Source organism: Falsihalocynthiibacter arcticus (genome assembly GCF_000812665.2).
GTDB lineage: Bacteria > Pseudomonadota > Alphaproteobacteria > Rhodobacterales > Rhodobacteraceae > Falsihalocynthiibacter > Falsihalocynthiibacter arcticus.
Map to the genome: position 1 here is coordinate 3,432,011 of NZ_CP014327.1, position 26,251 is coordinate 3,458,261.

The window sequence follows — 26,251 nt, forward strand, 5'->3', positions numbered from 1 at the left end:
TGCTACGCCCCACAAAAGCAAAAGGCAATTCCGCGACGGTGCATTCTGCGCGAAAAACACGCATTGCATAAAATTTAGGCAGCAACTCGCCCATTGTTCTCAAAGCGCGCATTGCTTAAACAAGGGGCGTGAAAACAACGAAAGTTAACAATCCCCTATGCGCATTGCTGCTTTAATTGTTGCCGCTGGAAATGGGTCTCGCATGGGCGCCGACAGGTCTGGGCGTGCGAAACAGTTCCAAATGCTCGCGGGGCGCGCAGTTGTCGCTCGTACCGTCGATTGTTTTTCCAACCACCCGTTGATTTCCGAAATAATCGTTGTTGCGCCGATGGGTGGAGTGGAGTGCGCGCGCGACGCCCTCAAAGGCCGAACCGATGTGATATATGTGGAGGGCGGCGAAAGTCGCTCCGCCTCGGTCGCCCACGGACTTGCGCAAATTCCCTCCCCGATCACCCATGTGTTAATCCACGACGGCGCACGCCCCTTGGTGGCAAAATCGACCATTGATGGCGTGATTGAAGCTCTTAAAGCTGGCCCCGCCGCCGCTCCTGCTCTTGCCGTAACAGATGCGCTTTGGCGCGGTGTTGACGGGCAGGTTACGGCCCCGCAGGCAAGAGATGGATTATACCGCGCACAAACGCCACAAGGCTTTGAAATAAACACCATTCGTACGGCGCATGCCTCTGGAATAGCCGCCGCAGATGATGTGGAACTCGCCCTTAGTTTAGGGATAGACGTAACCATAACTCAAGGCCACGAAGACAACCTAAAACTCACTTATCCCGCAGATTTTGACCGCGCGGAACGACTCTTAGCGATGAAAGAAGACCCGATGGATATACGCCTTGGAAATGGCTTTGACGTGCATAGATTTGGCACGGGTGACCATGTTGTTTTATGCGGAGTGCGCGTCCCCTTCGAGCGCGGTCTCCAAGGACATTCGGATGCAGATGTCGGCATGCACGCAGTGACGGATGCAATTTATGGTGCCTTAGCGCAGGGGGATATTGGCCAGCATTTCCCCCAAGTGATCCCCAATGGAAGGGCGCTGAAAGCCATATTTTCTTACGTCACGCAGTGGAACTGGCGCGGGAAATGGGGTTTTCAATCTCGAATGTGGATTGCACATTGATCTGCGAGTTCCCCAAAATCGGCCCCCACGCGGCCGATATGCGAACAGTAATGGCCGAAATTATGAACATGGAGGTGGATCGTGTGAGTGTGAAAGCAACAACATCCGAACGCCTCGGATTTACTGGGCGCGGCGAAGGCATTGCCTCGATCGCAACCACAACATTGGTGAAAAAATGAGCAAACTCGCAACCTTCTCGGCTCAAGCCAGCAAACACATCGCTGTATTCTTTGGCGCGGGCCTGATTAAACCCGCTCCGGGCACATGGGGGAGCCTCGCGGCCCTGCCCGTCTTCCTGCTCGTACATCTGTATGGTGGGTTTTCGGGGGCTGTATTAGCGACAGTTGCGGTCATCTTTATCGGAGTCTGGGCGATTGAAAAGGAAACCCGCGGCAAGACAGATCACGACCCCAGCGAGATCGTTATTGATGAGGTCGCCGGTATGTGGATCGCGCTTTTGCCCTTGTCTTATGGCGCGCAAATCATGGGGGCGTCGATTTTGGCGCTCTATCCAGGATGGATCGTCGCCTTTGCCGCTTTCCGGCTTTTTGACATCACCAAACCAGGCCCTGTTGGTTGGGCAGACGAGCGCGACGATGCGATTGGCGTCATGCTCGACGACGTGATAGCAGGGGTAATGTCGGCCATTGTGGTTGTCGCGTTTGCGGCGCTATATCATATCGTTCTTACATGAGCATTGCCGCGCAAATACTTGAAAAGGCTAAATTAGAATCGCATGTTATTGCGACAGCTGAAAGCTGCACGGGGGGTATGGTTAGCGTGGCTTTGACGGATGTCGCGGGAAGCTCTGCCATGTTTGATCGCGGCTTCATCACCTATACCAATCAAGCAAAACAGGACATGTTGAACGTCAGCGCAGCAACGCTCAAAGCCCACGGCGCGGTCTCGCAAGAGGTTGCGCGCGAGATGGCCGAGGGCGCGCTCGCGCATTCAAACGCCACCCTTGCGGTGTCGATCACGGGGATCGCCGGCCCCGGTGGTAGCGAGTTTAAACCCGAGGGGCGCGTGTGTTTTGGACTCGCGGGATTGGGGCAGGACACACATAGTGAAACCGTCGAATTTGGCGCTTTAGGGCGCGACAATGTGCGGATAAAAGCCCGAGACCACGCCCTTGACCTTTTGTTACGCGCGTTTTCTTAGTTTGACGTTTTCTTGTGCAGGTCGCTAAAATACTGCGCATATTTTAGCGGCTTTTAGAACTGCCTGTATTTTAGACCCCAAGGCAGGCCCTTGCCTCTTTCCTCAGCACGCACAAGTCGCTTCAACCCCTTAACACCGGATTTTGGAACGAACGGAGCGGAATATGAACGGGGCAGATACAGCTTGGATTTTGGTCGCAACGGCTTTGGTTTTGTTTATGACAATACCAGGGCTTGCGCTGTTTTATGGCGGACTCGTGCGGGCGCGCAATGTGCTCAGCGTCTTCATGCATTGTTATGCAATTGCGTGTTTAATGAGCGTTCTATGGTTCGCCTTTGGTTATACCATCGCGTTTGGCGACGGGAACGCCTATTGGGGCGGTCTGGGCAAAATGTTTCTCGATGGGGTGACTGTTTACAGCCTCACGGGAACTCTGCCGGAAGTATTGTTCTTTGCGTTCCAAATGACCTTCGCGATCATCACACCCGCGTTGATCGTTGGAGCTTATGTTGAACGGATCGGTTTTGGATTTGTAATGTTGTTTTCGGGCCTGTGGATGCTGTTGTGCTATGCGCCCGTGGTCCACTGGATTTGGGGCGGAGGATTCCTGTCAGACGGCGGGATATTTGGCGCGGTCGGCGTCAAAGACTTCGCGGGCGGCATCGTTGTGCATGAAACGGCAGGGATCGCAGCCCTCGTTTTGGCGGTGATGTTGGGCGCGCGCAGGGTGGCGACCAAGCCGCCCCACTCGCCGCCATTGGTGATGCTCGGCGCGTCCATGCTTTGGGTTGGATGGTTTGGTTTTAACGGCGGATCACAGCTCGCAGCAGACGGCGGCGCAGCTATGGCGATCACCGTCACACATATTTCAGCGGCAACCGCTTCGCTGACGTGGGCCTTCTGGGAACGTGTTAAATATGGCAAAGCCAGCCTCGTGGGGATTGTCACAGGAACCATCGCGGGTCTTGCGTCGATCACACCCGCTTCGGGATTCGTTGGCCCCGTCGAAGCCCTGATCATCGGCGCAGTCGCAGGGATCCTGTGTCAGGAAGCCGTGAATTTCATCCGCAACGGCATTAAGTTAGACGACACATTGGATGTGTTCGCGGTGCACGGTGTGGGCGGTATTTTCGGCACGATTATGATTGCCGTGTTTGGCTATGGCACATGGACAGCGCAACTCGGCTCGCTGGCAATCGTGGGCGGATTTACACTGGTTGTCACTGTGGTTTTGGTCAAATTGGCCAGCATGGTCGTGATGTTCCGCGTGACAGAGGAAATGGAAGCCAACGGCCTTGACCTCGAAGAGCACGGCGAACGGGCTTACGAATTCAACTCTTAGTTTGCATTTACAAAAACAGGGCCGTTCTCAGCTGTGCGGCCCTATTCCCCAAGCACCTTTACCTTTTACGCCATTTTGCAAAGCTATTTCCGCAGCCAAAACCTCCACACATACCTTACGCTCTTAAATAGCCATCCTTTACGTTCCGATTTCAATACAAGTTTGCGAAAATACATAACACTAGATTCAACTTGGACCACCCAAGTGGGGCTGCTCACAGCCTTTAATAAGTTCCTGTATGGCAGATTTAGCGAAGTCTTTGGGCGTACGCACAAAACAGACAGCCTTGACGCGAATACCTCTAAATAGCGTCTCTTTTTGTCATCACTCTCTTCTTTGGAAAGGCCCCAAGTCTTCCAAAGATGATTTTCATATCGCATTTCTGAAAAACGGTTTCGAGCGCCATCTAGTGGTTTTTATCCTAAAAGCTTGCATAAGTCGTTGTGTCATCCGAATAGTCAAAAACAAAAAGGAACTCCAATAGGGACCTTTAAGGCATCGGGTATAAATACTTGGCACGGATTTCAAAGGCTCTCACAATGCGATGCATGGCTTCGTTAAAAACGACACCGATGAGTTTCTGCAGAATGATGTTTTTGAACTCAAAATCCACATAGAACTCTACTTCGCAACCACCAGCATCAATGTCACGGAATTTCCAATGGCTTTTGAGGTATTTAAATGGTCCATCAAGATATTCTGTCTCAATCAAGCTTTGCGCGGGAAACAAACGCACGCGACTGCCAAAACGCTCGCGAAACACTTTGAAGCTGATCACAAGGTCCGCAAGAACCTCGTCGCCGCCGTCAATCGGCGTCACGGAACGAATGCGTGCACCACTACACCACGGCAAGAACTCAGGGTATTTTGCCACATCAGCGACCAAATCGTACATCTGCTCGGCGGAATAGGGCAATATGCGCGTTTCTTGGTGGCTAGACATTGTGTTTCCAATTTTTACATGGCGTTGCCCCCCATTTCGTGTACTCCGCGCCCAAATGCAAGGGGGGTTTTATGCCAACGCGTCCATATGTCATCGACCAAATGATCTCGGCCAAATCGATTGCGGCTCGGATTGAAATACTCGCCCACGAGATTGAAGCCGAGTTTCGCGACACGGATAAATTGATTGTTGTCGGCCTTCTGCGCGGCTCCTTTGTGTTTATCGCCGACATTGTGCGCGAATTGGATTTGCCCGTAGAGGTCGATTTTCTCGAGGCGTCCTCCTATGGGAATAGCACAGAGAGCAGTCGCGAAGTGCGCATTTTGAAAGATTTGCGCGGTGCTATTGAAGGCCGCGATGTCTTGGTTGTGGAGGACATTGTCGACACGGGGCACACGCTCTCGCATGTGACGCATATGTTGTTAAGCCGGAACCCAGCGCGCCTAAAAACCTGCGCTTTGCTTGATAAACCCGAACGACGCGAGGTTGATTTCCGCGCCGATTGGACAGGTTTTGAAATCCCAGACGAATTCGTTGTCGGCTATGGCATTGATTTTGCGCAACGAAACCGCAACCTTCCGTATATCGGCAAAGTTCGTTTTACCGAGGAGTAGACAATGAGCCTTAACCCGCGCCAATTTCTTCGCATACGTTTATGGACGGATAAGCCACCGTCAAAGCTGCGCGTTTTGGTGGTGTTTGGGGTGGTTTTGGCCTGTGGTGCTATTTATTCTGTGGAGCGTTGGGTCGGCTGGCCGCAAGAGTTGAGCAGCGAACGCCCGTCCAAAATTAAGGTTCAGAATTAGGCGATTATCCTAGGTATTCTCGGATTACCGCCAAAAAAGCGCCCGTTCCTACGGGTAAAATCTCGTCTGGGAAATCATAGGTTGGCGTATGAAGTTGGGGTTGGTGCACGCCCGCCCCAACCAGAACATCGCCGTGTGTGCTGACTGTGAATATTGCCCGAAATCCTCGGACCAAAATTGTGGCTGTTGGGCTATTTCAAAAGGAATTTGCGCCTTTCGCAGAGATTTTTTTAACAGGTTTACCGCCTGAGGGTGATTTTCGCAGGCGTCAAAAACGTCATGGTAGGAAAATTCCAGCTCAAGTCCAGCTTCGGCCGCAGCCTGAGTCGCAAGGGTTTCGGCCTGTTGGCACAGGTTTTCCATTGCCGCGTCCGAGCGACTGCGCAGGGTGGCCCAAATCTCGGCATAACCGGGCGCGATTCCAAAGGTTGGTTTTCCGAGCGTTGCATGCGTCAGGGTTACGAGCGAAAAATCGGGCGATTGGACGCCGCCGGAAGGGTCCGCAAGTGCGGCCAAAGCAGGCATCAGACGGGCAACGGTTGGCATGGGGGATAGCCCGTCATGGGGAGCCGCCGCGTGGCTGGTTTTTCCCGTCAGCATAATTTTCAAACCCCGAGAAGCGCAATTGGCAGCCGTTGCCGGAATTTGAATTTTCCCCACGTCCTGTCCGGGTGCGTTGTGGAGCGAAAACAGGTAATCCAGCTTTAACGCCGCGAATTTCGGATCTTGAACAAGGGCTTTTGCACCCTGCCCTGTTTCCTCGGCGGGTTGGAAAATGAGTGCGACGGTGCCTGACTTGGGCCGCTGTTTTGAAAGCTCTTCGGCAAGGGCAAGTACCATGCACATATGCCCGTCATGCCCACATAGATGCGCAACACCGTCGTTTTCGGAGCGGTAGGAAATGTCTGACAATTCATAAATCGGCAACGCGTCAAGCTCGGCGCGAAATCCAATCGTCGGGCCAGCTTGCGCACCATGAAAGAGGGCAATAACACCCTGCCCGCCGACGGATTTTAGAATCTTATCGGGAGCAAACCGCTTTAACTCCTGCGCAATTAGCGCCGAAGTTTTATGTTCTTGGCCTGAAACTTCCGCAATCACGTGCAACGCGTGCCGCAAATCCCGAACCCAATTGAGGCTCGCGCTCAACGCCCCAATTTCTGTAAACGCGCCGTCCGCAAACGCGCGAAATCGTCCCCAGCGTGGTAGGAACTGCGGGTGAGCGGCGTGGCGGAAACCATATGGAACCCTTTGCCATAGGCGGCTTTTTCATAGGTTTTGAATTCTTCGGGCGTCACAAACCGATCAATCGCGTGGTGCTTGGGCGTTGGCTGAAGATATTGACCGATGGTCAAGAAATCGATGTCGGCGGCGCGCATGTCTTCCATGACTTGCATCACGGCTTGCTTGTCTTCGCCAAGGCCGACCATGATCCCCGATTTAGTAAACATCGACGGGTCCATTTCTTTTACCCTCTGCAAAAGGCGCAGAGAATGGAAATAGCGCGCACCGGGGCGGACTTCGGGATAAAGGCCGGGCACCGTTTCGAGATTGTGATTGAACACATCAGGACGCGCCTCAACAACAATTTCGAGAACCTTTGGATCACAGCGAATAAAGTCGGGCGTCAGAATTTCGATCGTTGTATTGGGCGATTGCTTGCGAATGGCGCGGATGGTCTGGGCGAAGTGCTCGGCACCACCATCCTCAATATCGTCGCGATCCACAGAGGTAATCACCACGTGATTTAGGCCCAATTTCTTGACCGCATGGGCAACACGGCCCGGTTCAAATGCATCCAAATCCTCGGGGGTTTGCCCGTCGCGATATTACAGAACGTACAGGCGCGGGTACAAACCTCGCCCATAATCATCATCGTGGCGTGCCCTTGCGACCAACATTCGCCAACGTTCGGACAGCCAGCTTCTTCGCAAACCGTGGTCAACTTATTCTCGCGCATAATCTTATGCGTTTCGGCATAGCCTTTGCCGCCGGGCGCTTTCACACGGATCCAGCTTGGCTTTTTAGGCTGTGGATTGTCCGGACGTTTTGCTTTTTCAGGATGACGTTCGGCCGGTATTTTTAGATCACGCATAGAAACATTCCCTCAATTAACCACAATATATCGCTTTTTCATGTGGCTACCAGAGCCAAGTTACACATGCATAACTGGCTTGCAATAGGGGGCGTAAGCTGCCGCGGCACGGAAATTATACGAAAACTGTAATAGCAGGAATTTTCGGTGCGTTTGTCTTGGAATTTTTTGGTTGTGGATCTGTTGCCTTCATGGGCTAAGCCCTCGCATGCGGTGCGGTTGCACATCATTTTATATCGAAGGTCGCCTCTCGGGGCTGCCTCTTTCCATGTCACACCGCTTTTCCTAAGATGATGAAATTTCTAATGGTTCCGCACTTGAAGCCACGCCATTGCACGCTACTTAGAATCGTTATAAACCGCATTAGAATTCAAAAACACGACAGGAGCAGACATGCAAATTGGCGCAAAACTTCCAGAGGTAACATTTCACACCCGCGTTCGCGACGAGTCTATTGGCGGCGACAATCCGTTCCGCTGGGAAAACAAAACAACCCGCGATTATTTCGCAGGCAAACGCGTTATTTTATTCGCCCTCCCCGGTGCGTTTACGCCAACTTGCTCGACGTTTCAGCTCCCAGGGTTTGAAAAAGGTTTTGCTGACTTCCAACAAGAAGGCATCGAGGGCATCTATTGTTTGTCCGTCAACGACAGCTTTGTGATGAACAAATGGGCCCAGAGCCAAGACCTTAAAAACGTTAACGTCATTCCCGACGGTTCCGGCGAATTTACCCGCAAAATGGGCATGCTGGTTGAGAAATCAAACGTTGGTTTTGGCATGCGGTCGTGGCGCTATGCGGCCATCGTGAATGACGGTGTGATCGAGGGCTGGTTCGCAGAACCCGGCATTGCCGACAACGGCACTGAGGACACCTATGGCGAGTCCTCACCAGAAAACCTGTTGAACTGGCTACGCGCAGAGAAATCAGTCGCGGCTTAAGGCTTCACGTTTTATAGACACGAAAAGGGCCTTCCATTGGAAAGGCCCTTTTTTTGTTTTCGTATGTTTCGTGCATCAACCAATCATTGGTCCGTATTTTCCATAGGACTTCGTCGTGTGAAAAGCTAACCGTTGCAAGGCAATTTTGAGCACGATTTTGCCACTCCGCGCGGCCCAATCCATCTCTTTTTCGGTGGTTTCAATCCCCTCAAGGAAACAGCAACACCGCAAAACGACATGCCCAAGTCCCGGCCCCAAATCCCGCAGCGCCTCACGGGTACGATCATGGGCGGCCTTTTGTTTTTCATTGCGAAACGTGGGCGTCGGAACCGTTGAGCCATCTTCGATTTGCATCAAATATTGCTCCCAAATCTTTTGATCCTGAAGCCCCATTTGAGCCAATTCGAAATCTTCCCGAAGCCGCTCGCCCGCGGCGACTAAATCGTCGTTTACAAAGGGCTTACCGGTTTTGTCACGGCGACGGGCCAAGGCGATCAGTGGACTTTCTGCCAAGGTATAGCGCTTAACCGGCCGGTCTTCGTCACGATCATTGGACCATGTGGTGGGAGCGGCATCAAAACGCGTGGGGGCCTCGGCAAACCCATGTGCCATCCCGCCCATACGGTTTGGGGAGTCCATTGTGGATTTCAGGAAACTACGGCCAGAAACCGTCGCTTCATACTGGGCGATTTTACCGGATTTTTTGCATTTGATCCATTCTTTGAGCGCCATCGCCTCGGCAATATGACGATCAACAATTGTGTGCGCGCAGATTTCCCACCGGGAAGATCTCGCAGCACAACTGCCATATCCATATTCCCAGCAACGACCAAAATCGCCCCTGTTTTACACAGGCGTCGCAACACCCGCTGCGCCTCGGAATGCAGCTCAATATCAGAGGCCGTTTGGTTTGGGTTTCGTTTGGGCGCAGCCATCTGGGTATCCTTGTTTATAGGGCTGTTGGGAAAATGTGCTTTGCCCAAGTCGCGCAGAGCCTTGTCGATTAGAATATCGTCGCGACGGTTTTCAAACCGGCGAATTTGACGCAAAACAGTGGACGCGTGGCATCCAGCGTTTCGTGCCACGGCACGAATGGACAGACCCGTTTCCGTGTGAAGTAAATAGCGTTCAGCGGCATCCGGTCCCCAGTGGGGCAGCAACGTACAAACCGGTCTGCTATCCAAATTTTCCCCCATTACAGTCTCCTTGAGTTGGCAATGGTCTTATGGCGATTTTGTAGGAAGGAATGATGTTTCAATTGGTTACGCCCTCGTTAAAATCTTGTGACTTGCTATGATTGTTTCCAAATGCTAAACAATCGGCAAACTAACGTTCGGCGATTATTTTCATCCGCAACACACGTCTAAGTTGAGTCATTCTGTGTAGACATCAAAAACTCACGGAGAAGACCATGAATGATATCCTAACAATGCTGAAAATGTTGAACCGCCCTCGCCTCCTCGTTCGGGCTGCTCGCCACGGTTTAAGCGAGTATAATAGGGACCGTCACCTTCCACGCCTAATCAAAGACGCACGTCTTCCGGGCCCTGGACAGGCCGTAATTACCCTCATGAGTGAGGAACAAATTCTCGAAGAAAAGCGGAAATTGGGCGACGCAAGTTACAGTGTAATGCTGCATATTGAGATGCTTGTCGCACTTATGGGGGAAGCAAAATTATTAGCGGTGCGGACAGCATAAAGGGCGGAAAACCAGTTTCCGCCCCAATTTGAGGTAAATTGTGTCTATAAGAACGAATCTGGAACAGAGGCTTTCTTTTCAGCTACATAGCTCCTAAGGGCTCGCTCGATTAGGGGATCAAGGGCGGGAGCACGGTAGTCTGAGAGCAGTTGTTTCACCTTCGTCGCGGCCAAAGATTGGCTATCCCGCGCGCCTTCGTCTTCCCACGTCTCGAAGGGTTTATAGTCGAGGACATTGCTGCGCCAAAAGGCCGACTGATAATTTGCTTGGGTATGGGCGCACCCTAAAAAGTGCCCTCCCGGCCCGACCTCAACGATCGCGTCCATAGCTTGGGCGTTTTCATCTATCGCAACGCCCTCAGCGAGTTTGTGCAAAGCCCCCAGTTGGTCCGCGTCGAGAACAAACTTCTCAAGCGAGGCCACAAGCCCGCCTTCAAGCCAACCACAGGCATGGAGCATGAAGTTCACGCCGCCCAAAAGGGCCGCGTTGAGGGTATTTGCGGTTTCATATCCCGCCTGCGCATCAGGCAGCTTTGAGCCACAGAGCCCGCCACCAGACCTAAACGGAAGGTTAAGGCGGCGCGCGAGCTGGCCCGCACCGTAAAGGATTTGTGAAGCTTCTGGTGTGCCAAAGGTCGGTGCACCCGAATTCATGTCAATCGACGTCACGAACGTTCCGAAAATCACCGGAGCGCCTTTGCGGATCAGTTGGCTATAGGCAACGCCCGCCATGACCTCGGCCAAAACCTGCGCCAATGTCCCCGCGACGGAAACAGGTGCCATGGCCCCGCCAACAACGAAAGGCGAAATGATGCAGGCCTGATTTGCACGCGCATAGACCTCAAGCGACCCCATCATAATCGAGTCAAACGAGAGCGGTGAGTTGATATTGATGAGCGACGTCATCACCGTATTGTCCCGCACGAAGTCCTTGCCGAACAGAATTTCACACATCTCCACACTGTCTTGAGCGCGGCTAGGTTCCGTGACCGACCCCATAAACGGCTTATCGCTCAAGGTCATATGCGCCAAGAGCATGTCGAGATGCCGCTTGTTCACTGGTACATCGGTCGGCTCACACACGGTTCCGCCGGAATGGTGCAAGAATTTGGACATATAGCCCAAACGCACGAAATTCTCGAAATCCGCCATGGTGGCATAGCGGCGCCCGCCCTCAAGGTCGCGCACGAAGGGCGGACCATAAACAGGTGCGAGCACCAGTTTTTTGCCGCCGATTTCCACATTCCGTTCGGGATTGCGCGCATGCTGGATAAAACTCGACGGCGCTGTTTTGCACAATTCCCGCGCCAATCCACGGGGAATCCGCACGCGATCATCCTCAATTTGCGCACCAGCCGCGCGCCAAAGCTCCAACGCTTCCGGATTTTCGAGGAAATTCACACCTGTTTCTGCCAAAATCGTTTCGGCGTTGCGCTCGATTATTTGAAGCGCTTCCTCGTTGAGGATTTCGTAATTTGGGATCGCGCGATCAATGACGGGCGCGGTATCAAAACTTACGGCACTGCGTGCGGCGCGACGCGCAGAACCGCCGCCTCCCCGTTTGCGACCTGATTCTAACGTCATAAACGTCTCCTATACCGATGTTTACTTTTGTTCTCATGACCGCTGCCTTTGGCGGTGTTAAAAACAGACATTTTTGGACGGAAAGCGACATTTGTGTTTAATTCCATGTGCAGTTTAAAAATTACACGCAAATTGCCGCCCGAGGGTCGCAACCACTTGCACAGAACGCCCATGCACATTATTGCCAAATAATGAATGATATTCCTTCGCATGAGCGCCTGCTAATCATCGACTTTGGGTCCCAAGTGACGCAGCTCATTGCGCGTCGTCTGCGCGAGCTGTCTGTCTATTGTGAAATCCATCCGTTTCAAAAAGTGACCCCTGCATTCTTGGCCGAATTTGCGCCAAAAGCGGTGATCCTGTCAGGCGGCCCTGCCAGTGTGATTGACGAGGGTTCGCCCCGTCCGCCTAAGGCAGTGTTTGACCTTGATGTGCCCATCTTGGGCATTTGTTACGGTCAACAAGTTATGATGCATATGCTGGGCGGCAAAGTTGAATCCGGCCATGGAACGGCCGAATTTGGCCGCGCTTATGTCGTGCCAACCGGCGATAAAATCGGCCTTCTGGACGGCTGGTTTGAACAGGACAAAGAACAGGTATGGATGAGCCACGGCGACCACGTGAGCGCCATCGCTCCTGGGTTTGAAGTATATGGCACGTCGCCAAACGCTCCCTTTGCGATCACCGCAGACACGACGCGCGGCTTTTATGCCGTGCAGTTTCACCCCGAAGTCCACCACACACCCAATGGCGCGAAATTCTACGAAAATTTCGTTAAAATGGCCGGCTTTACAGGCGATTGGACCATGGGCGCGTACCGCGAACAAGCGATTGACGCAATCCGCGAACAAGTCGGAGACAAGCAAGTTATCTGTGGGTTGTCGGGCGGCGTTGACAGCTCGGTCGCGGCCGTTTTGATCCACGAAGCGATTGGGGATCAGCTTACCTGTGTGTTTGTGGACCACGGTTTGCTGCGCAAGGATGAAGCCGAAGAAGTCGTGAAAATGTTCCGCGACAACTATAAGATCAAGCTGATCTATGCAGACGAAAAAGAGCTATTTTTGGGCGCGCTCGACGGGCAATCTGATCCCGAAACCAAGCGCAAAATCATCGGTGGCTTGTTTATTGATGTGTTCCAGAAATATGCCAACGAGATCGAAGGCGCGGAATTCCTTGCGCAGGGCACTTTGTACCCAGATGTGATTGAATCCGTGAGCTTTTCCGGCGGGCCTTCGGTGACGATCAAAAGCCACCACAACGTGGGCGGCCTACCTGAGAAGATGGGTCTTAAACTTGTGGAACCCTTGCGCGAATTGTTCAAGGATGAGGTCCGTGCGCTGGGCCGTGAGCTTGGCCTTCCCGCGAGCTTTATTGGCCGTCATCCCTTCCCAGGGCCTGGCCTTGCGATCCGTTGCCCCGGTGAGATTACCCGCGCCAAACTTGAGATCCTGCGCGAAGCGGATGCCGTTTATATCGATCAAATCCGCAAACACGGTCTTTATGACGAGATTTGGCAAGCTTTCGTCGCCATTCTCCCTGTGCGCACCGTCGGTGTGATGGGCGATGGGCGCACCTATGATTTCGCCTGTGCTTTGCGGGCGGTGACTTCGGTGGACGGAATGACGGCGGATTATTATCCATTTACCCATGAATTCCTTGGCGAAACCGCGACGCGGATCATCAACGAAGTTCAAGGCATCAACCGCGTGACCTACGACATCACCTCAAAACCTCCCGGTACGATCGAGTGGGAATAAAGCAACGTTTACGCGCGAGATTAGCTCCACAGGCTCCTGCGCCCATCGAACCCGTCTTGTTTTCCCATAGCAGTGAGTTGCTTGCGAAGATTGAGTCCGACCTGACCGCGCAATCCACGCGAGGCGAAGCACTTGCGCGTCTTCGGGCGTTGGGGTTGTCGGATTTCGGACTGTTTCTTATTTCGCTGCCCGATGCGACTTACCCCAAGTTGTCGGCCTTGCTTCCGCGTATGGCCGAGGCCGAGGTTCAACGCAATTGGACTGGCAACAGCGGCGCGTTCCTTTTGACCCAGACGCTCGATTTCGTGCGATCTGCGGCCTATAACTACTCTGAAATTTCAGGGAAACCCCTGTCAGACGCCAAAATTCTGGACTTTGGTTGTGGCTATGGCCGCATCAGCCGCATGATGTATTTCTTTACCGAGGAAGAAAACTACTTCGGCGTCGACCCTTGGGATCGCTCCATCGAAATCTGTAAAAACGATGGCCTGACCACGAATTTCGCGGTCTCTGATTATTTACCCACAGACTTGCCCGTCGGTGACGCGCGATTTGATTTTATTTTTGCCTTCTCGGTGTTTACGCACCTTTCTGAACGTGCCACGCGCGCGGGAATCTCAACGGTAGCAAAATATCTCACTGCGGATGGCATCCTCCTTATCACAACGCGCGAGATCGAGTATTGGGCACAGCATTTCAAAGAAACCGCCCCCCAACAGCGTGCGCACTGTGAAGAGTCACACGATGCCGGCGGGTTTGCTTTTGTTCCCCATAGCCGAGAAACAGTTGACGGGGATGTAACTTACGGCGACACATCCATGACCGTTGCGTGGTTCCACGCGCAATTCCCCGACCTCAAAATCGTGAAGCAAGACCGCTCCCTCAACGATCCCTATCAATCTTATTGGTTCGTTCAAAAACGTTAAAACTAGTTTGGACTGACCTATGATCCCTCCGTCAAAAAACACCGCCCATGCGGATTTTATCCATGCTGCGTTTTGGATGTGTGGGGCCGTGTTTGCCTTTAGCGCAATGGCCATCGCGGGGCGCGCGGTCATGCAGGAATTGGATACGTTTGAGTTGATGATGTACCGCTCGTTTACGGGTGTGGTCATTGTTTGCGGCTATGTTCTGTGGTCCAAACGGTACACCGAAATCACATGGCGCGCTTTCCCCCAGCAACTGATCCGCAATCTGTTTCATTTTACGGGGCAAAACCTATGGTTCGCGGCGCTCGTCCTCATTCCGATCGCAAAAGTCTTTGCCATTGAGTTTACATCCCCCGTTTGGGTGCTGCTCCTTGCGCCATTCATTTTGGGCGAAAACCTAACCAGAAGCCGCGCGTTGACCGCCTTAGCAGGTTTCGTCGGCATTTTAATCGTGACGCGCCCGACGTTCGGCAACCTGTCCTTGGGCGAAGGGCTCGCGGCCTTGGCGGCCATATGTTTTGCCGTCACCAGCCTGTTAACGCGCCGCCTGACCCGCACCCAGTCGATCACGGCAATCATGTTCTACCTCACCGTCACCCAATCGGTTTTTGGCGTTGTTATGGCTGGCTACGACGGGGAAATCGCCCTGCCCAGCCCGCCCCTCATTCCGGCAGTCATCGCGGTTGGCCTCATGGGTCTGATGGCGCATCTATGCTTAACGCGGGCGTTATCCTTGGCCCCTGCGGCCTCCATCATGCCAATTGATTTTGCCCGTTTGCCGGTTATCGCAATATTAGGGTTTTTCTTGTTTAACGAAACCGTCGACATCTATGTATGGATCGGAGCAATTATCATCTTTGGTGCAAATTATCTCAATCTTGTGCATGAGTCGCGGATTTCACGGGAGGCTCAAATCTAAACCCGACAGTTCAGTTATAAGAAACCGGTGACTGAAATAACACAATTACGTTGCGGTACTTTCTGCAAAACTTAACGTCCCAAAATGGTTACGCGGCGTCAAATTTGACTTGGATGACCCCTGAGCGGCATCTTCACACCGACTTCACTCATAGATGTCTGAACATTCCCAGGGAGGGGAAAATGAAACTTATAACAACCACCGCGGTCCTAATGGCCACGACCACCAGCGCCGCACTCGCGGGTGGTGTAGATCGCTCCTATCAAAGCACTGCCATTCTCTTTGAAGAAGGAAACTATGTTGAAGTTTCTGTCGGCACAATAAACCCAAGTATCTCGGGCGTCGGCGCAACATATTCGCCAACTCCAGGGGGGCCTCGGGCGACATGGCTCCTGCCTATACCCAGTTTTCGGGCGCGTATAAGCACAGCTTTAGCGACAAATTGGACGCAGCAATCATCATCGACGAACCCTTTGGTGCCGACGTTGCCTATCCCTCTGCGCCCTATTTTGCGACGGGATCCGTTGCCGAACTTAACACGGCGGCAATCACTGGTATCCTGAAATATAATATCAACGAAGGTTACAGCGTATTCGGCGGTCTGCGCTACGAAACCCTCGAAGCTACCGCGAATATCCCGTTTGTGTCATCATATGACGCCGTTGGCAGCAAAAATGGCGCGTTCGGCTACCTGGTTGGGGCCGCATATGAGCGTCCGGACATCGCCTTGCGGGTCGCATTGACCTACAACTCGAAAATCTCGCACGACCTTGAAACCACCGAGTCCTCGGCAGCCTTGGGCGCGGATAACACCTCGGTAACCGAAGTGAATTCACCACAATCTGTGAACCTCGAATTCCAATCCGGCGTCGCAGAAGACACGTTGGTTTTCGGCTCCATTCGATGGGTGAACTGGTCGGATTATGACATTTCCCCAACCGACTATGCGACCCTCACAGGTGGCGGTTCGCTGGTATCCTATGAGGATGACGTTTTCACCTACACCCTTGGCGTTGGACGTAAATTTAGCGACTCTTGGTCGGGCGCCATCTCTGCGGGTTATGAAAAATCCAATGGCGGCTACCAGTCCAACCTCAACCCAACCGACGGACAATTCTCGGTGGGTCTCGGTGGAACCTACACGCGCGAAAACATGAAAATCACGGCAGGCGTGAAATATGTCATGATTGGCGATGCGGAAACTACCCTTGGTTTGGGCGGCCCAGCGTCGAGCTTCCAAGACAACAATGCGCTGGCCTTTGGTTTGCGGATTGGTTTAGCACTCTAATCACGATAAATACCTGATTATGAACTGGGCCTACCGGCAACGGCGGGCCCTTTTCTGTTTCTAGCAATTGACCGCCCTCCTCGCGCTGGGTAGGACGGAGAGGAAGCAATCGAAAGCCACCTCCATGATCCCCTCCGCCCAAGAATGGTCCGAAAACCCTAATAAACACGCCCTGCTTTTTGGGATGTCTGGTCTTGGAAAAACTTATATCTCTAATATGTTGCGCGCGTCCGGCGACTGGTTCCACTATTCCATCGATTATCGGATCGGCACGCGGTACATGGGCGAATTTATCGTCGACAATTTCAAAGCGCATGCGTTGCTGGACCCGTTTCTCGCGGAACTCCTTCTTAGCGACAGCATTTACATTGCCTCAAACCTCACATTTGAAAACCTCGCGCCCCTTTCGACATACCTCGGAAAACCGGGCAGCTCCGCCTTGGGCGGCCTGCCGATAGACGAATATATGCGGCGACAAAAACAGCACCACATCGCCGAAGTGAGTGCGCTTATGGACACGCCGTATTTCATCAAGCGTGCGACCGAGCTTTATGGTTATGACAATTTCATCTGCGACTCTGGTGGTTCTATTTGCGAAGTCGTTGACCCGTGGAATCCCCTAGATCCAACGCTCAAAACGCTGTCAGACAGCACCCTGATGATTTGGATCGAAGGCGGGAATGAACACACTGAGGCCCTTATCGCGCGCTTCAATGCATCGCCCAAACCCATGTGCTATCAGGCCAGCTTTCTGCTCCCGTTTTGGGATGAATACCTCAAAGAAAACAACGTGAAGCAAGAGGATGTTAATCCAAATGACTTCATTCGAGCCGCGTATCGTGCCGCGTTGACTGCGCGCCAACCACGGTATCAAGCGATGGCTGACAATTGGGGCATCTCCGTTCCCGCAAGCGAAGTCGCTCGCCTCAAATCGCCTGACGATTTCAACGCTTTGGTTGCGGGTACCCTTGAGAACCACGCCTAAGAGACCTATTTAACTAAACCAATCTCAGAAAAGAGTTCCCCATGCCGATTAAGATTCCATCCTCCCTTCCCGCTTACGAGGTTCTCTCGAGCGAGGGCGTGATGGTGATGGATGAACAACTTGCCGCACGACAAGACATTCGTCCGCTGCAAATCGGTCTTCTTAATCTGATGCCCAAGAAAATTCAGACCGAAACCCAGTTTGCGCGACTGATCGGGGCAACCCCGTTGCAAATCGACCTGACTTTAATCCGCATGAGCGAACACCAAACAAAAAACACCGCCGCCGAACATATGGAAACGTTTTATCGCACGTTCGACGAGATCAAAGACCGTAAATTTGACGGTCTATTGATTACCGGTGCGCCAATTGAGCATCTGGATTTTGAGGACGTCACCTATTGGGACGAACTGTGCCGCATCATGGACTGGACCCAAACCAACGTGCATTCCACATTCGGGATTTGTTGGGGGGGCATGGCCATGATCCACCATCTTCACGGTATCAAAAAACATCTGTTGGATCACAAGCTATTTGGTTGTTTTCGCCACCAGAACCTTAACCCCAGCTCCCAGTATTTGCGTGGTTTTTCAGACGATTGCGTCATTCCGGTAAGTCGCTGGACCGAAATTCACCAAGACGAGATCGACACAGCAAAAAACCTCACAACGCTTTTGGGAAGCGAGGACGCAGGTCCCTGTTTGGTTGAAGATCCCGACCATCGCGCGCTCTATATCTTTAACCATTTTGAGTATGATTCAGACACGCTTAAACAGGAATATGACCGCGATATCGAGACGGGAACGGCGATCAATATTCCACAAAACTATTACCCGAACGATGACCCAAGCCAAGTGCCGCAAAACCGTTGGCGCAGCCACGCACATTTGCTTTATGGCAACTGGTTAAACGAAATTTACCAAACGACAAAATACAATATGGACGAAATCGGGACCTAAGCTGATTGAATTGCGGCTAACTGCACGTCATACTTGAAAAAAGCGAGGAGCCCCGCGATGGATTTACCGTTTGTTGGCGACATAACCCATTTCTACAAAAATGAAGCACCCGACGAGATCCGAAAATCGATTGAGAACGCGGGTGCAAAAGACATTCTTGCGCCGAGTTATCCCTATAAAAAACTGATGGGGCGTAAAGCTTATGACGCGCAAATGGAGCAACTTCAGTTAGAATTGGTCAAATTGCAGTCCGATTTCATCACCAGTGGCAAACGTCTTGTTGTGCTGTTTGAAGGGCGGGACGCGGCTGGCAAAGGCGGGGCGATTTCGCGCCTCAGAGAGAACCTCAATCCGCGTATTGCTAAGAACGTCGCTCTGCCTAAACCAACAGAACGCGAAGCTGGCGAGTGGTATTTCCAACGCTATGTCGATCATTTACCCACCAAAGGTGAGGTCAGGATGTTTGATCGCAGCTGGTACAATCGCGGCGTCGTGGAGCATGTTTTTGGCTTCTGTACACCCGATCAACGCGCCCATTTCTTTGCCCAGCTTCCCGATTTCGAGCGATTGTTGGCGGACGAAGGCTATCACTTGGTCAAAATCTGGCTCAACGTGGGTCGTGCAGAGCAGTTGCGACGATTTCTTGAACGTGAGCAAGACCCGCTAAAACAATGGAAACTTAGCTGGATTGACGTTGAGGGCCTGAAAAAATGGGACGCTTATAGCGAAGCCATAACCGAAACCCTGACTCGGACCCATACGGAATTCGCACCTTGGACCGTTATTCGCGCCGATGACAAACGTCGCGCGCGCCTCGAGACCATTAAGTCCATCCTGAAATGCATTGATTATAAAGAGAAATCAGAAATACCGGAAATTGATTACTCGATTTGTGGCGGACCGGAAATGTGGAATGGTTAAAAAACGTGGATATCATCACGGCAATCTCAAACAAGCTTTGGTCGAAGCGGCTCTGAGCCTTATCGAGACCAAAGGCCCCACTGGGTTTACCTTGTCTGAAGCTGCCAAAACGGCGGGTGTGACCCCCGCTGCTGTGTATCGGCATTTTGAGGGACGCGAGGATTTGATCGCGGAAGTGGCGCGCCAAGGGTATGAAATCTTTGGAGAATTGATGGAATACGCCTATGCAACGGGCCAGCCCTCAGCGTTGGCAAGCTTTGAAGCTACGGGTCGCGCCTATCTCGCGTTTGCGCGTCGCCATCCGGGGCATTATGTGGCGATGTTTGAGAGTGGAATTTCCGTCAATCGCACACCAGAACTGGCCGCCGCAGCAAAAGCGGCAAAAGAAACGCTGGAACACGCGGCCCGTGAACTCTCTAAACATATCCCAGCAGATAAACGTCCACCGGCGAGCATGTTTTCCGCCCATATCTTGGCCCTGAGCCACGGCGTGGTTGAACTTTTTGCGCGCGGCGCACCGGGGATTATCGCGCCCTTCCCGCCCGAAGACCTTTTGGAAAGCGGCATCGGAATTTACCTGCGCGGACTCGGACTGATTGAAAAAGACCACTAGTCGCAACGAAAAAGGGCCGCGAAAAACGCGACCCTTTGGATTGGTATGTTCTGAAGCTTAACGCTTGGAGAACTGGAAGCTCTTACGGGCTTTTGCTTTACCGAACTTCTTACGCTCAACAACGCGGCTATCGCGTGTGAGGAAGCCAGCAGCTTTCAGGGCTGCGCGCAAGGAGGGTTCATAAAGTTGAAGCGCTTTCGAGATACCGTGCTTTACTGCGCCAGCTTGGCCGGAAAGACCGCCGCCTTTAACAGTTGCAACAACATCGAATTCGCCATCAACACCAGCAACCGTGAAAGGCTGACGTAGGATCATTTGGAACACGGGGCGTGCAAAATAAACAGGCATGTCTTTGCCGTTTACCGTTACTTTACCGGAACCTGGTTTGATCCAAACGCGGGCAACCGCGTCTTTACGTTTGCCAGTCGCATAGGAGCGGCCAAGGCTATCGCGAACTTGTTCACGAAGGGGAGCGGCTTCTACTGCTGCAACGCCTTCAACAATTGTGTTCAGATCGTCGAGTGATTTGATATCTTCAGACATGCTTATGCACCCCGTGAGTTTTTGGAGTTCATGGCTTTAACGTCAAGAACTTCTGGTGCTTGGGCTTCGTGGCCGTGATCTGTGCCCGCATAAACGCGCAGGTTTGTCATGAGCGTGCGGCTCAAACGGTTGCCAGGCAACATGCGCTGAACAGCTTTGGTCAAAACACGCTCAGGGAACTTACCCTCGATGATTTGACGTGCAGTGCGCTGCTTGATCCCACCAGGGTGGCCAGTGTGCCAGTAGTAGATTTTGTCGTCACGTTTTTTGCCAGTCAACTGAACTTTATCAGCGTTGATAACAATCACGTTGTCACCCATATCCATCGAAGGCGTAAAGGTTGGTTTATGCTTGCCGCGAAGGCGTGTTGCGATGATCGAAGCAAGACGGCCCAAAACAACGCCTTCAGCGTCGATGATGATCCATTTCTTATCGATATCCGCAGGAGTCGCAGAGAAGGTTTTCATGTAGGATACCCTATCGTGGTCGAATGATGGCATGGGGAATCCCATACCGCTAATTGATGTCGGGGTTATAAAGGGGTTTGGCGCGCAAACAAGTGCTAAAAGACGCAATAAATCGTTTCAAAACAATACTTTATGATTTAGGTATAATAATACCCCATTCATTTTGGCGCAATTTCCTAAATTTCGGCGTCTTGCTCGGGATGTTGGAGAATTTGGTTAATCTGGCCAAGGGCTGCCAAGCGCGCCTCGTCGTTACCCGTCGCATTCACCGCCAAGCGCACCGCATTTGGGGAATCGCCATCGGGAAGGGCAAACTCATCGGCGGGTTTAACCCGAATGCCACGACTTTTGCAGGCCACAGCAAAGCTAGACCCACGCCAACCCCGCGGCATTTTAAGCCAGATAAACGGCGCATCAGGGCGCCAACGGATATCCCATTGCCCCAAAACATTCACGGTTTGATGCACACGCTCTTGGCAACTTTGTACCACTTTTTTGCGCACCTCACTGGCCGCGCCAGAAAGAATGAGCTCTTCACAGACATCGAGAATGGGTTGCGGCAAGCCATAAAACGAGGATTGCGCCACTTGTAACGTCAGGGGCGCGGCCCCTGTGGGCGGCACAATGAAGCCAAACCGCAAACTCGCCGCAACGCTTTTGGTCAAAGATCCAATGTACCACGCCAAATCAGGCGCGATCGCCCGATAGCTCAGGGCCTTAGGGGTATCAATCCGATGGCAGTCATCCTCGATAATTTGAATGTCGTGACGACGGGCAATATCGGCCAATTCGAGTTTACGCTCCAAGGGCGTATTAATCGTTGTCGGGCTATGAACTTCAGCCGAAGTAAGTAGGACTTTACCACCATGCATCCGCGCGGCTTCCTCAAAGGAATCGGGGCAAATACCATGGCTGTCCATTTTAAGCCCGACGATTTCTGCCCGCAAAAGCTGTGCGGCGCGGCGCACACCGGGGTAGGTTAATTGTTCGGTCATAATGACGGGATGCGCCCCGCGAAGGATGGATTGAAGCGCTAGAATGCTACAGTTTTGCGCACCCAACCCCAAAACCACGTCATCCGGCTCAATGCGCCCCACGTGGTCAGGTCCGATCCAATGGCACACCGCCGCGCGTGCCGCACGATCGGTCGCAGCGGTTGGGTAATCGACATAACGATTGCCCGCGCGCGAGGCGACTCGGATCAGGGCCTCCTTTACGATCTCGCCCTGCCCCACATCCGAAACCCGACAGCCGCGAAAATCAACGGTGCTTTCTTGCAGCGCATTAATAAGAGGGTCGCTCTCAAACACATGCGCAGATGTGCGATCGGCCACAAATGTGCCGCGCCCAACAGCCGCCTGTAAAACACCGTCCTCAACCAGTTTGCGATAGGCCCGCGCGACGGTTCCGGGGGTGATTTTCAGTTCCCACGCTAAATCCCGCACCGGAGGGAGGCGCTCTCCCTTTTTGAGATGGCGCATCGCAACTGCATCACGGATCGAACTTGTGAGCGTTTTATACTTAGGACCGTCGGAGGCGGACAGATCGGGAAACCAAATTGTATTCATTACAATCTTTCGTTGGACTTGGATTTTTACCGATTGTATCACTTAATTACGAAATATCAAATGGATTGTATCAACACAAAGGATTGAGACCATGACGATCGCCCCCGCAAGTCACGCACAGCCCCTGCACTATTTGCAGAGCCGCAAAAACATTCCCGCCTTGGGTTTGATTGCGTTGCGCGTCGCGGTCACGATCACGCTCTGGGATCAACGGGCGCGAACGCGTCGTAGCCTTAATACAATGACGAATTCCGATCTTAAAGACATCGGTATCACACGCGGCGAAGCCCTTACGGAGGCCCGCCGTCCGTTCTGGAAGGAATAATATCCCCTCCTGACAGAACCTCTTCCTGGCCGGGGCAATGCTCCGGCCTTTTTTTGTTTTACCGCTTTGGTGGGATGGAATAGGTCATTGAGGCGCGTGCCACAGGCGCGTCTAGACCCTCGGATTGTATCAATACATCTCCCACCGCCAAAATCCGACCCAATTTCAAGATGCGTGCCGTCGCGATCAAGGTTTTCCCCGCCGCAGGTTTGCGCATAAAATCGATACTGGCATTCGTCGTAACGGCCAGTTCAATTGGGCCAACGCGCGCCAAAATCGCCAAATAAATCGAGACATCCGCAAGGGCAAACATCGTTGGACCTGAAACCGTCCCACCGGGGCGCAAATGTTGATAAGTCATTGGCATTTCAACAACAACATCCAATGGCGTCACGGAACGAACTCGAAATTTGCCCGTAACTTGCGGAAATTCCGCGATCAAAAAGGCGTTTAGGGCCTCAACATCCATTAATATTGTCATACTCACCCTATCTTCCCTTAAACAAACCACCCAAGAGGCCACGCACAATCCGGCGTCCTGTTGTTCCATTCAACTCTTTAAGGACGGCATTGGTCATGGCTTCCCCAAACGAACGCGAAGTGGCTTTTTTCGCCCGACGTGTCGAGGTGGCGCTAGAGCGTCCAACGCGGCTTCCGTTATAGCGGCGCGCCGTTTTGAATTCGCGTTCCATCGGAGTTGCCTCCTCAAGGGCGACCTCATCTGCTTCAGCAGCCTTCGCCGCGTCTTCGGCCCGTTTCGCGAGCATCTCGTAGGCCGACGCGCGATCCGTTACGGTTTCATATTTTCCCGCGAGGGGCGACGCCGCAATCGTGGCTTTGCGCACCGAGTCTTCAATTGGCCCCATTTGGCTACTGGGGGACGAATCAACGTGCGCTCAACCACACTCGGGATGCCTTTTTTGAGCAACATACTGGTCAAGGCTTCGCCCACCCCGACTTCGCGCAGCGCCTCCTCCGTCGAAAAACGCGGATTGTCGCGATATGTGTCGGCCGCAAGCCGCAGCGCTTTCTGATCTTTGGCCGTAAACGCGCGCAACGCGTGTTGAACGCGATTGCCCAACTGGCTCAGAATATCATCAGGCACGTCATCCGGATTTTGGGTCACAAAATAGATGCCCACGCCCTTGGAACGAATAAGCCGCGCGACCTGTTCCACCTTATCCACAAGGTCTTTGCTCGCCCCGTCAAAGAGCAAATGCGCCTCGTCAAAGAAGAAAACAAGTTTAGGTTTTTCAGGGTCGCCAACCTCGGGCAACTCCTCAAACAACTCACTCAGAAGCCATAACAGGAAGGTCGCATAGAGCGTCGGTGCCGACATCAACTTGTCAGACGCGAGAATATTGATTCGCCCTTCGCCCTCCGGCGTGGTTTGCATCATGTCCTCAAGCGCCAACGCAGGCTCGCCAAAGATTGCCGCCCCGCCTTGATTTTCCAACACCAACAAGCGGCGCTGAATAACGCCAATGGATTGCGAGGAAACTGTACCGTATCTCAGTGTGATATTTCCCGAATTTTCACCAAGCCAAACCAGAAGCGCCTGCAAATCCTTAAGGTCAAGGAGCGCGAACCCCTCCTCATCCGCCAAACGGAAGGCGATGTTTAAAATACCTTCCTGCGCTTCAGAAAGCTCCAGCATCCGCGCCAAAAGGAGCGGCCCCATTTCAGCGACCGTGGTGCGGATCGGATGGCCTTGCTCGCCAAAAAGATCCCAAAACGTGACGGGAAAAGAACGATAGGCATAGTCGGAAAAACCGATTTGTTTGGCTCGTGCGGTAAAGGAATCGTTGGGTTTTGCGGTAGCGCTCCCAGCGACCGCCAAACCTGCGAGATCGCCTTTTACATCGGACAGGAATACCGGAACGCCGGCCTTTGAGAAACTCTCGGCGAGGATTTGCAGGGTCACCGTTTTACCCGTCCCCGTCGCCCCCGCGATCAACCCGTGGCGGTTTGCATACTTGAGTTTTAGAAACTGTGGGGCGGCATAATCCTCCCCGCCACCGCCGACAAAAATTTCGCTTTTCAGGTCATCGGGCATACAGTTTATTCTCCATTTCATACAAACTATCGGCTAGGCAACTTAGTCTTAACCTTTATACGCTAATGTAAGGTTAGTTCAGTCAATAGTCTTCTTTTGATTGAATTGACTTCCTCCCTGTCAGACTTGCCGCGCCTTTGGGCGCGGTTTTTTTTTGGCGCGCATGAAATTCTCATTCCTCGGCAAAAATTCGCCGTTTTTTTTGTTGACCATTTCACAAGAAGGCCGTAGCGTTCCAATCAATAATATAGTCGGCAAGTCCGACAGGGAGAGAAATCGAAAAGGGCCTTGTTTTCAAGGCCCTTTTTTACGTTTAGAACCAAGCCTTGCTCTCAATTCATGGCTAATTTGCGCGCTCCTCAGGATGGGTTACTGGCGTCTAAACGCGTGATTCACCAGTGATCCGCCCCCAATGCAGCTAGGAATACCATTTTCGACAGGATCAATTCATTTCTGTTCGATTCGAACCTGACAGCACGTAAAAGACGTGCTAAATCCGTTGAAACGACAACAAGAACGGACGGACGGACCATGAATTTAGCGATGAAATCGATACTTGCAGCTTGCTTTGTGACACTCCCTAGCCTCGCGTTAGCCCAAGACACAGCAAGCCCAGACCAAGCCCCTGCCACAGATGAAACACCGGCAGAAACACCTGCGTCGGAAACGGCTCCTTCGGCCGCCGATCAACTTTCGACCGGAACACCCGTTGAGGCCCGCTTGCCAACAAAAGACGAAGTTGTTGTGGGCGAAGAGTACTTGCTTGATGTTTCCGGCGACTGGCAGATTCGTTGTGCCAAGACGGACGAGGAATTTGATCCTTGCCAGCTGTATCAGCTGCTGCAAAATGGCGAAGGCCCCTTTGCTGAAATCTCGATTTTCCCGATCAATGAGCCTAATTCCAAAGCCGTTGCAGGCGCCACCATCATTACACCCCTCGATACAATGCTGCCCCCAGGTATCTTGATCTCGGTGGATTCCACAGACGCGCGCCGCTATCCCTATTCTTTCTGTGGGTCGGTCGGCTGCGTTGGCCGCATCGGTTTGCTCGCTGAAGACATCGCCGCGTATAAAAAGGGCAGCGCCGCCAGTCTTCAAATCGTACCCGCAGTTGCACCAGATCAAACGGCAACGGCCACGATTTCCCTTAAAGGGTTTACACTGGGCTATGACAAACTGGTTGCCTTGCAACCCAAAAAATAAGATCAAACCAGAATGGAA

General features: G+C 52.6%; 26 protein-coding genes and 3 pseudogenes. 18 read left to right on the forward strand and 11 right to left on the reverse strand.

Annotation, left to right across the window (positions count from 1 at the left end):
* Positions 1-157 precede the first annotated feature (157 nt).
* From ispF to RC74_RS16865, 4 genes and pseudogenes are all read left to right on the forward strand, one after another.
* Positions 158-1,311, forward strand: a pseudogene (ispF, locus tag RC74_RS21890) (2-C-methyl-D-erythritol 2,4-cyclodiphosphate synthase).
* Positions 1,308-1,826 carry a phosphatidylglycerophosphatase A family protein gene (locus tag RC74_RS16855; RefSeq protein ID WP_039003547.1) on the forward strand — a complete coding sequence of 173 codons (519 nt, stop codon included), beginning with the start codon at positions 1,308-1,310 and terminating at the stop codon, positions 1,824-1,826. Before ispF ends, RC74_RS16855 begins: the two are co-directional and overlap by 4 nt.
* Positions 1,823-2,293 (forward strand): CinA family protein, encoded by a 471-nt coding sequence (locus RC74_RS16860; RefSeq protein WP_039003546.1) that lies wholly within the window; start codon positions 1,823-1,825, stop codon positions 2,291-2,293. Before RC74_RS16855 ends, RC74_RS16860 begins: the two co-directional genes overlap by 4 nt.
* A gap of 163 nt (positions 2,294-2,456) precedes the next feature.
* Positions 2,457-3,635 (forward strand): ammonium transporter, encoded by a 1,179-nt coding sequence (locus tag RC74_RS16865; RefSeq protein WP_039003545.1) that lies wholly within the window; start codon positions 2,457-2,459, stop codon positions 3,633-3,635.
* Positions 3,636-4,125: 490 nt separating this feature from the next.
* Here RC74_RS16865 and RC74_RS16870 read toward each other — a convergent pair whose 3' ends face one another.
* Positions 4,126-4,578 (reverse strand): type II toxin-antitoxin system RatA family toxin, encoded by a 453-nt coding sequence (locus tag RC74_RS16870; RefSeq protein WP_039003581.1) that lies wholly within the window; start codon positions 4,576-4,578, stop codon positions 4,126-4,128.
* 71 nt (positions 4,579-4,649) lie between these two features.
* On the opposite strand from RC74_RS16870, the gene hpt reads away from it, so the two are divergent.
* Together hpt and RC74_RS16880 are read left to right on the forward strand one after the other, a co-directional pair.
* A complete protein-coding gene (gene hpt / locus RC74_RS16875) occupies positions 4,650-5,192 on the forward strand; it encodes a hypoxanthine phosphoribosyltransferase (protein WP_039003544.1) in 543 nt (180 codons plus the stop codon).
* 3 nt (positions 5,193-5,195) lie between these two features.
* Positions 5,196-5,384, forward strand: coding sequence for a hypothetical protein (locus tag RC74_RS16880; RefSeq protein WP_039003543.1), 189 nt, complete (start codon positions 5,196-5,198; stop codon positions 5,382-5,384).
* Between the two features lie 48 nt (positions 5,385-5,432).
* Here RC74_RS16880 and RC74_RS16885 read toward each other — a convergent pair whose 3' ends face one another.
* Complete coding sequence (locus RC74_RS16885; protein WP_335339548.1) at positions 5,433-6,533, reverse strand: amidohydrolase; 1,101 nt, start codon at positions 6,531-6,533, stop codon at positions 5,433-5,435.
* Positions 6,530-7,479 (reverse strand): annotated as a pseudogene (gene lipA / locus RC74_RS16890) (lipoyl synthase). Before lipA ends, RC74_RS16885 begins: the two are co-directional and overlap by 4 nt.
* Positions 7,480-7,872: 393 nt before the next feature.
* On the opposite strand from lipA, the gene RC74_RS16895 reads away from it, so the two are divergent.
* Entirely contained in the window at positions 7,873-8,418 is a 546-nt protein-coding gene (locus tag RC74_RS16895) for a peroxiredoxin (protein ID WP_039003540.1), read from the forward strand.
* A 75-nt stretch (positions 8,419-8,493) separates the two neighbouring features.
* On the opposite strand, the gene RC74_RS23585 is transcribed toward RC74_RS16895, so the two are convergent.
* Positions 8,494-9,150, reverse strand: coding sequence for a DUF6456 domain-containing protein (locus RC74_RS23585; RefSeq protein ID WP_335339549.1), 657 nt, complete (start codon positions 9,148-9,150; stop codon positions 8,494-8,496).
* On the reverse strand, positions 9,066-9,614 hold the full coding sequence (locus tag RC74_RS23590; protein WP_335339550.1) for a helix-turn-helix domain-containing protein: 549 nt from the start codon (positions 9,612-9,614) through the stop codon (positions 9,066-9,068). The genes RC74_RS23585 and RC74_RS23590 overlap by 85 nt, the downstream gene beginning before the upstream one ends.
* A 215-nt stretch (positions 9,615-9,829) precedes the next feature.
* Between RC74_RS23590 and RC74_RS16905 the strand changes: the two genes are divergently transcribed.
* The gene (locus tag RC74_RS16905; protein ID WP_039003539.1) at positions 9,830-10,117 is read left to right on the forward strand and encodes a DUF6477 family protein; all 288 of its coding nucleotides are present in this window, start codon (positions 9,830-9,832) and stop codon (positions 10,115-10,117) included.
* 44 nt (positions 10,118-10,161) lie between these two features.
* Here the strand turns inward: RC74_RS16905 and RC74_RS16910 are convergent, their stop codons facing one another.
* A complete protein-coding gene (locus RC74_RS16910) occupies positions 10,162-11,700 on the reverse strand; it encodes a trimethylamine methyltransferase family protein (RefSeq protein WP_039003538.1) in 1,539 nt (512 codons plus the stop codon).
* A 191-nt stretch (positions 11,701-11,891) separates the two neighbouring features.
* Between RC74_RS16910 and guaA the strand changes: the two genes are divergently transcribed.
* From guaA to RC74_RS16950, 8 genes are all read left to right on the forward strand, one after another.
* Positions 11,892-13,457: a glutamine-hydrolyzing GMP synthase gene (guaA, locus tag RC74_RS16915; RefSeq protein WP_039003537.1), complete on the forward strand. Its 1,566-nt coding sequence runs from the start codon at positions 11,892-11,894 to the stop codon at positions 13,455-13,457.
* Between the two features lie 56 nt (positions 13,458-13,513).
* Positions 13,514-14,383: a class I SAM-dependent methyltransferase gene (locus RC74_RS16920; protein WP_062628329.1), complete on the forward strand. Its 870-nt coding sequence runs from the start codon at positions 13,514-13,516 to the stop codon at positions 14,381-14,383.
* A 19-nt stretch (positions 14,384-14,402) separates the two neighbouring features.
* Positions 14,403-15,305: a DMT family transporter gene (locus tag RC74_RS16925; RefSeq protein ID WP_052274988.1), complete on the forward strand. Its 903-nt coding sequence runs from the start codon at positions 14,403-14,405 to the stop codon at positions 15,303-15,305.
* Between the two features lie 385 nt (positions 15,306-15,690).
* On the forward strand, positions 15,691-16,593 hold the full coding sequence (locus tag RC74_RS16930; RefSeq protein WP_236939963.1) for an OmpP1/FadL family transporter: 903 nt from the start codon (positions 15,691-15,693) through the stop codon (positions 16,591-16,593).
* Between the two features lie 124 nt (positions 16,594-16,717).
* Positions 16,718-17,578 (forward strand): hypothetical protein, encoded by an 861-nt coding sequence (locus RC74_RS16935; RefSeq protein WP_039003534.1) that lies wholly within the window; start codon positions 16,718-16,720, stop codon positions 17,576-17,578.
* Positions 17,579-17,619: 41 nt separating this feature from the next.
* Positions 17,620-18,537: a homoserine O-acetyltransferase MetA gene (metA, locus tag RC74_RS16940; RefSeq protein ID WP_039003533.1), complete on the forward strand. Its 918-nt coding sequence runs from the start codon at positions 17,620-17,622 to the stop codon at positions 18,535-18,537.
* Positions 18,538-18,594: 57 nt separating this feature from the next.
* On the forward strand, positions 18,595-19,458 hold the full coding sequence (ppk2, locus tag RC74_RS16945; RefSeq protein WP_039003532.1) for a polyphosphate kinase 2: 864 nt from the start codon (positions 18,595-18,597) through the stop codon (positions 19,456-19,458).
* Positions 19,451-20,071 carry a TetR/AcrR family transcriptional regulator gene (locus RC74_RS16950; protein WP_039003531.1) on the forward strand — a complete coding sequence of 207 codons (621 nt, stop codon included), beginning with the start codon at positions 19,451-19,453 and terminating at the stop codon, positions 20,069-20,071. Before ppk2 ends, RC74_RS16950 begins: the two co-directional genes overlap by 8 nt.
* 57 nt (positions 20,072-20,128) lie before the next feature.
* Here RC74_RS16950 and rpsI read toward each other — a convergent pair whose 3' ends face one another.
* From rpsI to RC74_RS16965, 3 genes are all read right to left on the reverse strand, one after another.
* Entirely contained in the window at positions 20,129-20,614 is a 486-nt protein-coding gene (gene rpsI / locus RC74_RS16955; protein ID WP_039003530.1) for a 30S ribosomal protein S9, read from the reverse strand.
* Between the two features lie 2 nt (positions 20,615-20,616).
* Positions 20,617-21,081, reverse strand: a complete 465-nt coding sequence (gene rplM, locus RC74_RS16960; RefSeq protein WP_039003529.1) for a 50S ribosomal protein L13 — start codon at positions 21,079-21,081, stop codon at positions 20,617-20,619.
* Between the two features lie 176 nt (positions 21,082-21,257).
* A complete protein-coding gene (locus RC74_RS16965; RefSeq protein WP_039003528.1) occupies positions 21,258-22,649 on the reverse strand; it encodes an aminotransferase-like domain-containing protein in 1,392 nt (463 codons plus the stop codon).
* Between the two features lie 91 nt (positions 22,650-22,740).
* Between RC74_RS16965 and RC74_RS16970 the strand changes: the two genes are divergently transcribed.
* Complete coding sequence (locus tag RC74_RS16970; RefSeq protein ID WP_039003527.1) at positions 22,741-22,974, forward strand: DUF1127 domain-containing protein; 234 nt, start codon at positions 22,741-22,743, stop codon at positions 22,972-22,974.
* Positions 22,975-23,032: 58 nt separating this feature from the next.
* Here RC74_RS16970 and RC74_RS16975 read toward each other — a convergent pair whose 3' ends face one another.
* Entirely contained in the window at positions 23,033-23,455 is a 423-nt protein-coding gene (locus tag RC74_RS16975; protein ID WP_039003579.1) for a PaaI family thioesterase, read from the reverse strand.
* Between the two features lie 7 nt (positions 23,456-23,462).
* Positions 23,463-25,051 (reverse strand): annotated as a pseudogene (locus RC74_RS16980) (helicase HerA-like domain-containing protein).
* A 510-nt stretch (positions 25,052-25,561) separates the two neighbouring features.
* Between RC74_RS16980 and RC74_RS16985 the strand changes: the two are divergent.
* The gene (locus tag RC74_RS16985; protein WP_039003526.1) at positions 25,562-26,233 is read left to right on the forward strand and encodes an invasion associated locus B family protein; all 672 of its coding nucleotides are present in this window, start codon (positions 25,562-25,564) and stop codon (positions 26,231-26,233) included.
* Positions 26,234-26,251: the final 18 nt, after the last annotated feature.

Bases quoted from the DNA above. Each gene is read 5' to 3' on its own strand.
- RC74_RS16970 (WP_039003527.1), top strand. From the start codon at position 22,741: ATGACGATCGCCCCCGCAAGTCACGCACAGCCCCTGCACTATTTGCAG.
- metA (WP_039003533.1), top strand. From the start codon at position 17,620: ATGCCGATTAAGATTCCATCCTCCCTTCCCGCTTACGAGGTTCTCTCG.
- RC74_RS16975 (WP_039003579.1), bottom strand. From the start codon at position 23,455: ATGACAATATTAATGGATGTTGAGGCCCTAAACGCCTTTTTGATCGCG.
- RC74_RS16950 (WP_039003531.1), top strand. From the start codon at position 19,451: ATGGTTAAAAAACGTGGATATCATCACGGCAATCTCAAACAAGCTTTG.
- RC74_RS16935 (WP_039003534.1), top strand. From the start codon at position 16,718: ATGATCCCCTCCGCCCAAGAATGGTCCGAAAACCCTAATAAACACGCC.
- RC74_RS16870 (WP_039003581.1), bottom strand. From the start codon at position 4,578: ATGTCTAGCCACCAAGAAACGCGCATATTGCCCTATTCCGCCGAGCAG.
- hpt (WP_039003544.1), top strand. From the start codon at position 4,650: ATGCCAACGCGTCCATATGTCATCGACCAAATGATCTCGGCCAAATCG.
- RC74_RS16905 (WP_039003539.1), top strand. From the start codon at position 9,830: ATGAATGATATCCTAACAATGCTGAAAATGTTGAACCGCCCTCGCCTC.
- RC74_RS16895 (WP_039003540.1), top strand. From the start codon at position 7,873: ATGCAAATTGGCGCAAAACTTCCAGAGGTAACATTTCACACCCGCGTT.
- RC74_RS16855 (WP_039003547.1), top strand. From the start codon at position 1,308: ATGAGCAAACTCGCAACCTTCTCGGCTCAAGCCAGCAAACACATCGCT.
- RC74_RS16965 (WP_039003528.1), bottom strand. From the start codon at position 22,649: ATGAATACAATTTGGTTTCCCGATCTGTCCGCCTCCGACGGTCCTAAG.
- RC74_RS16880 (WP_039003543.1), top strand. From the start codon at position 5,196: ATGAGCCTTAACCCGCGCCAATTTCTTCGCATACGTTTATGGACGGAT.
- RC74_RS23590 (WP_335339550.1), bottom strand. From the start codon at position 9,614: ATGGGGGAAAATTTGGATAGCAGACCGGTTTGTACGTTGCTGCCCCAC.
- rplM (WP_039003529.1), bottom strand. From the start codon at position 21,081: ATGAAAACCTTCTCTGCGACTCCTGCGGATATCGATAAGAAATGGATC.
- rpsI (WP_039003530.1), bottom strand. From the start codon at position 20,614: ATGTCTGAAGATATCAAATCACTCGACGATCTGAACACAATTGTTGAA.
- RC74_RS16925 (WP_052274988.1), top strand. From the start codon at position 14,403: ATGATCCCTCCGTCAAAAAACACCGCCCATGCGGATTTTATCCATGCT.
- guaA (WP_039003537.1), top strand. From the start codon at position 11,892: ATGAATGATATTCCTTCGCATGAGCGCCTGCTAATCATCGACTTTGGG.
- ppk2 (WP_039003532.1), top strand. From the start codon at position 18,595: ATGGATTTACCGTTTGTTGGCGACATAACCCATTTCTACAAAAATGAA.
- RC74_RS16910 (WP_039003538.1), bottom strand. From the start codon at position 11,700: ATGACGTTAGAATCAGGTCGCAAACGGGGAGGCGGCGGTTCTGCGCGT.
- RC74_RS16860 (WP_039003546.1), top strand. From the start codon at position 1,823: ATGAGCATTGCCGCGCAAATACTTGAAAAGGCTAAATTAGAATCGCAT.
- RC74_RS16985 (WP_039003526.1), top strand. From the start codon at position 25,562: ATGAATTTAGCGATGAAATCGATACTTGCAGCTTGCTTTGTGACACTC.
- RC74_RS23585 (WP_335339549.1), bottom strand. From the start codon at position 9,150: ATGGCGCTCAAAGAATGGATCAAATGCAAAAAATCCGGTAAAATCGCC.
- RC74_RS16865 (WP_039003545.1), top strand. From the start codon at position 2,457: ATGAACGGGGCAGATACAGCTTGGATTTTGGTCGCAACGGCTTTGGTT.
- RC74_RS16930 (WP_236939963.1), top strand. From the start codon at position 15,691: ATGGCTCCTGCCTATACCCAGTTTTCGGGCGCGTATAAGCACAGCTTT.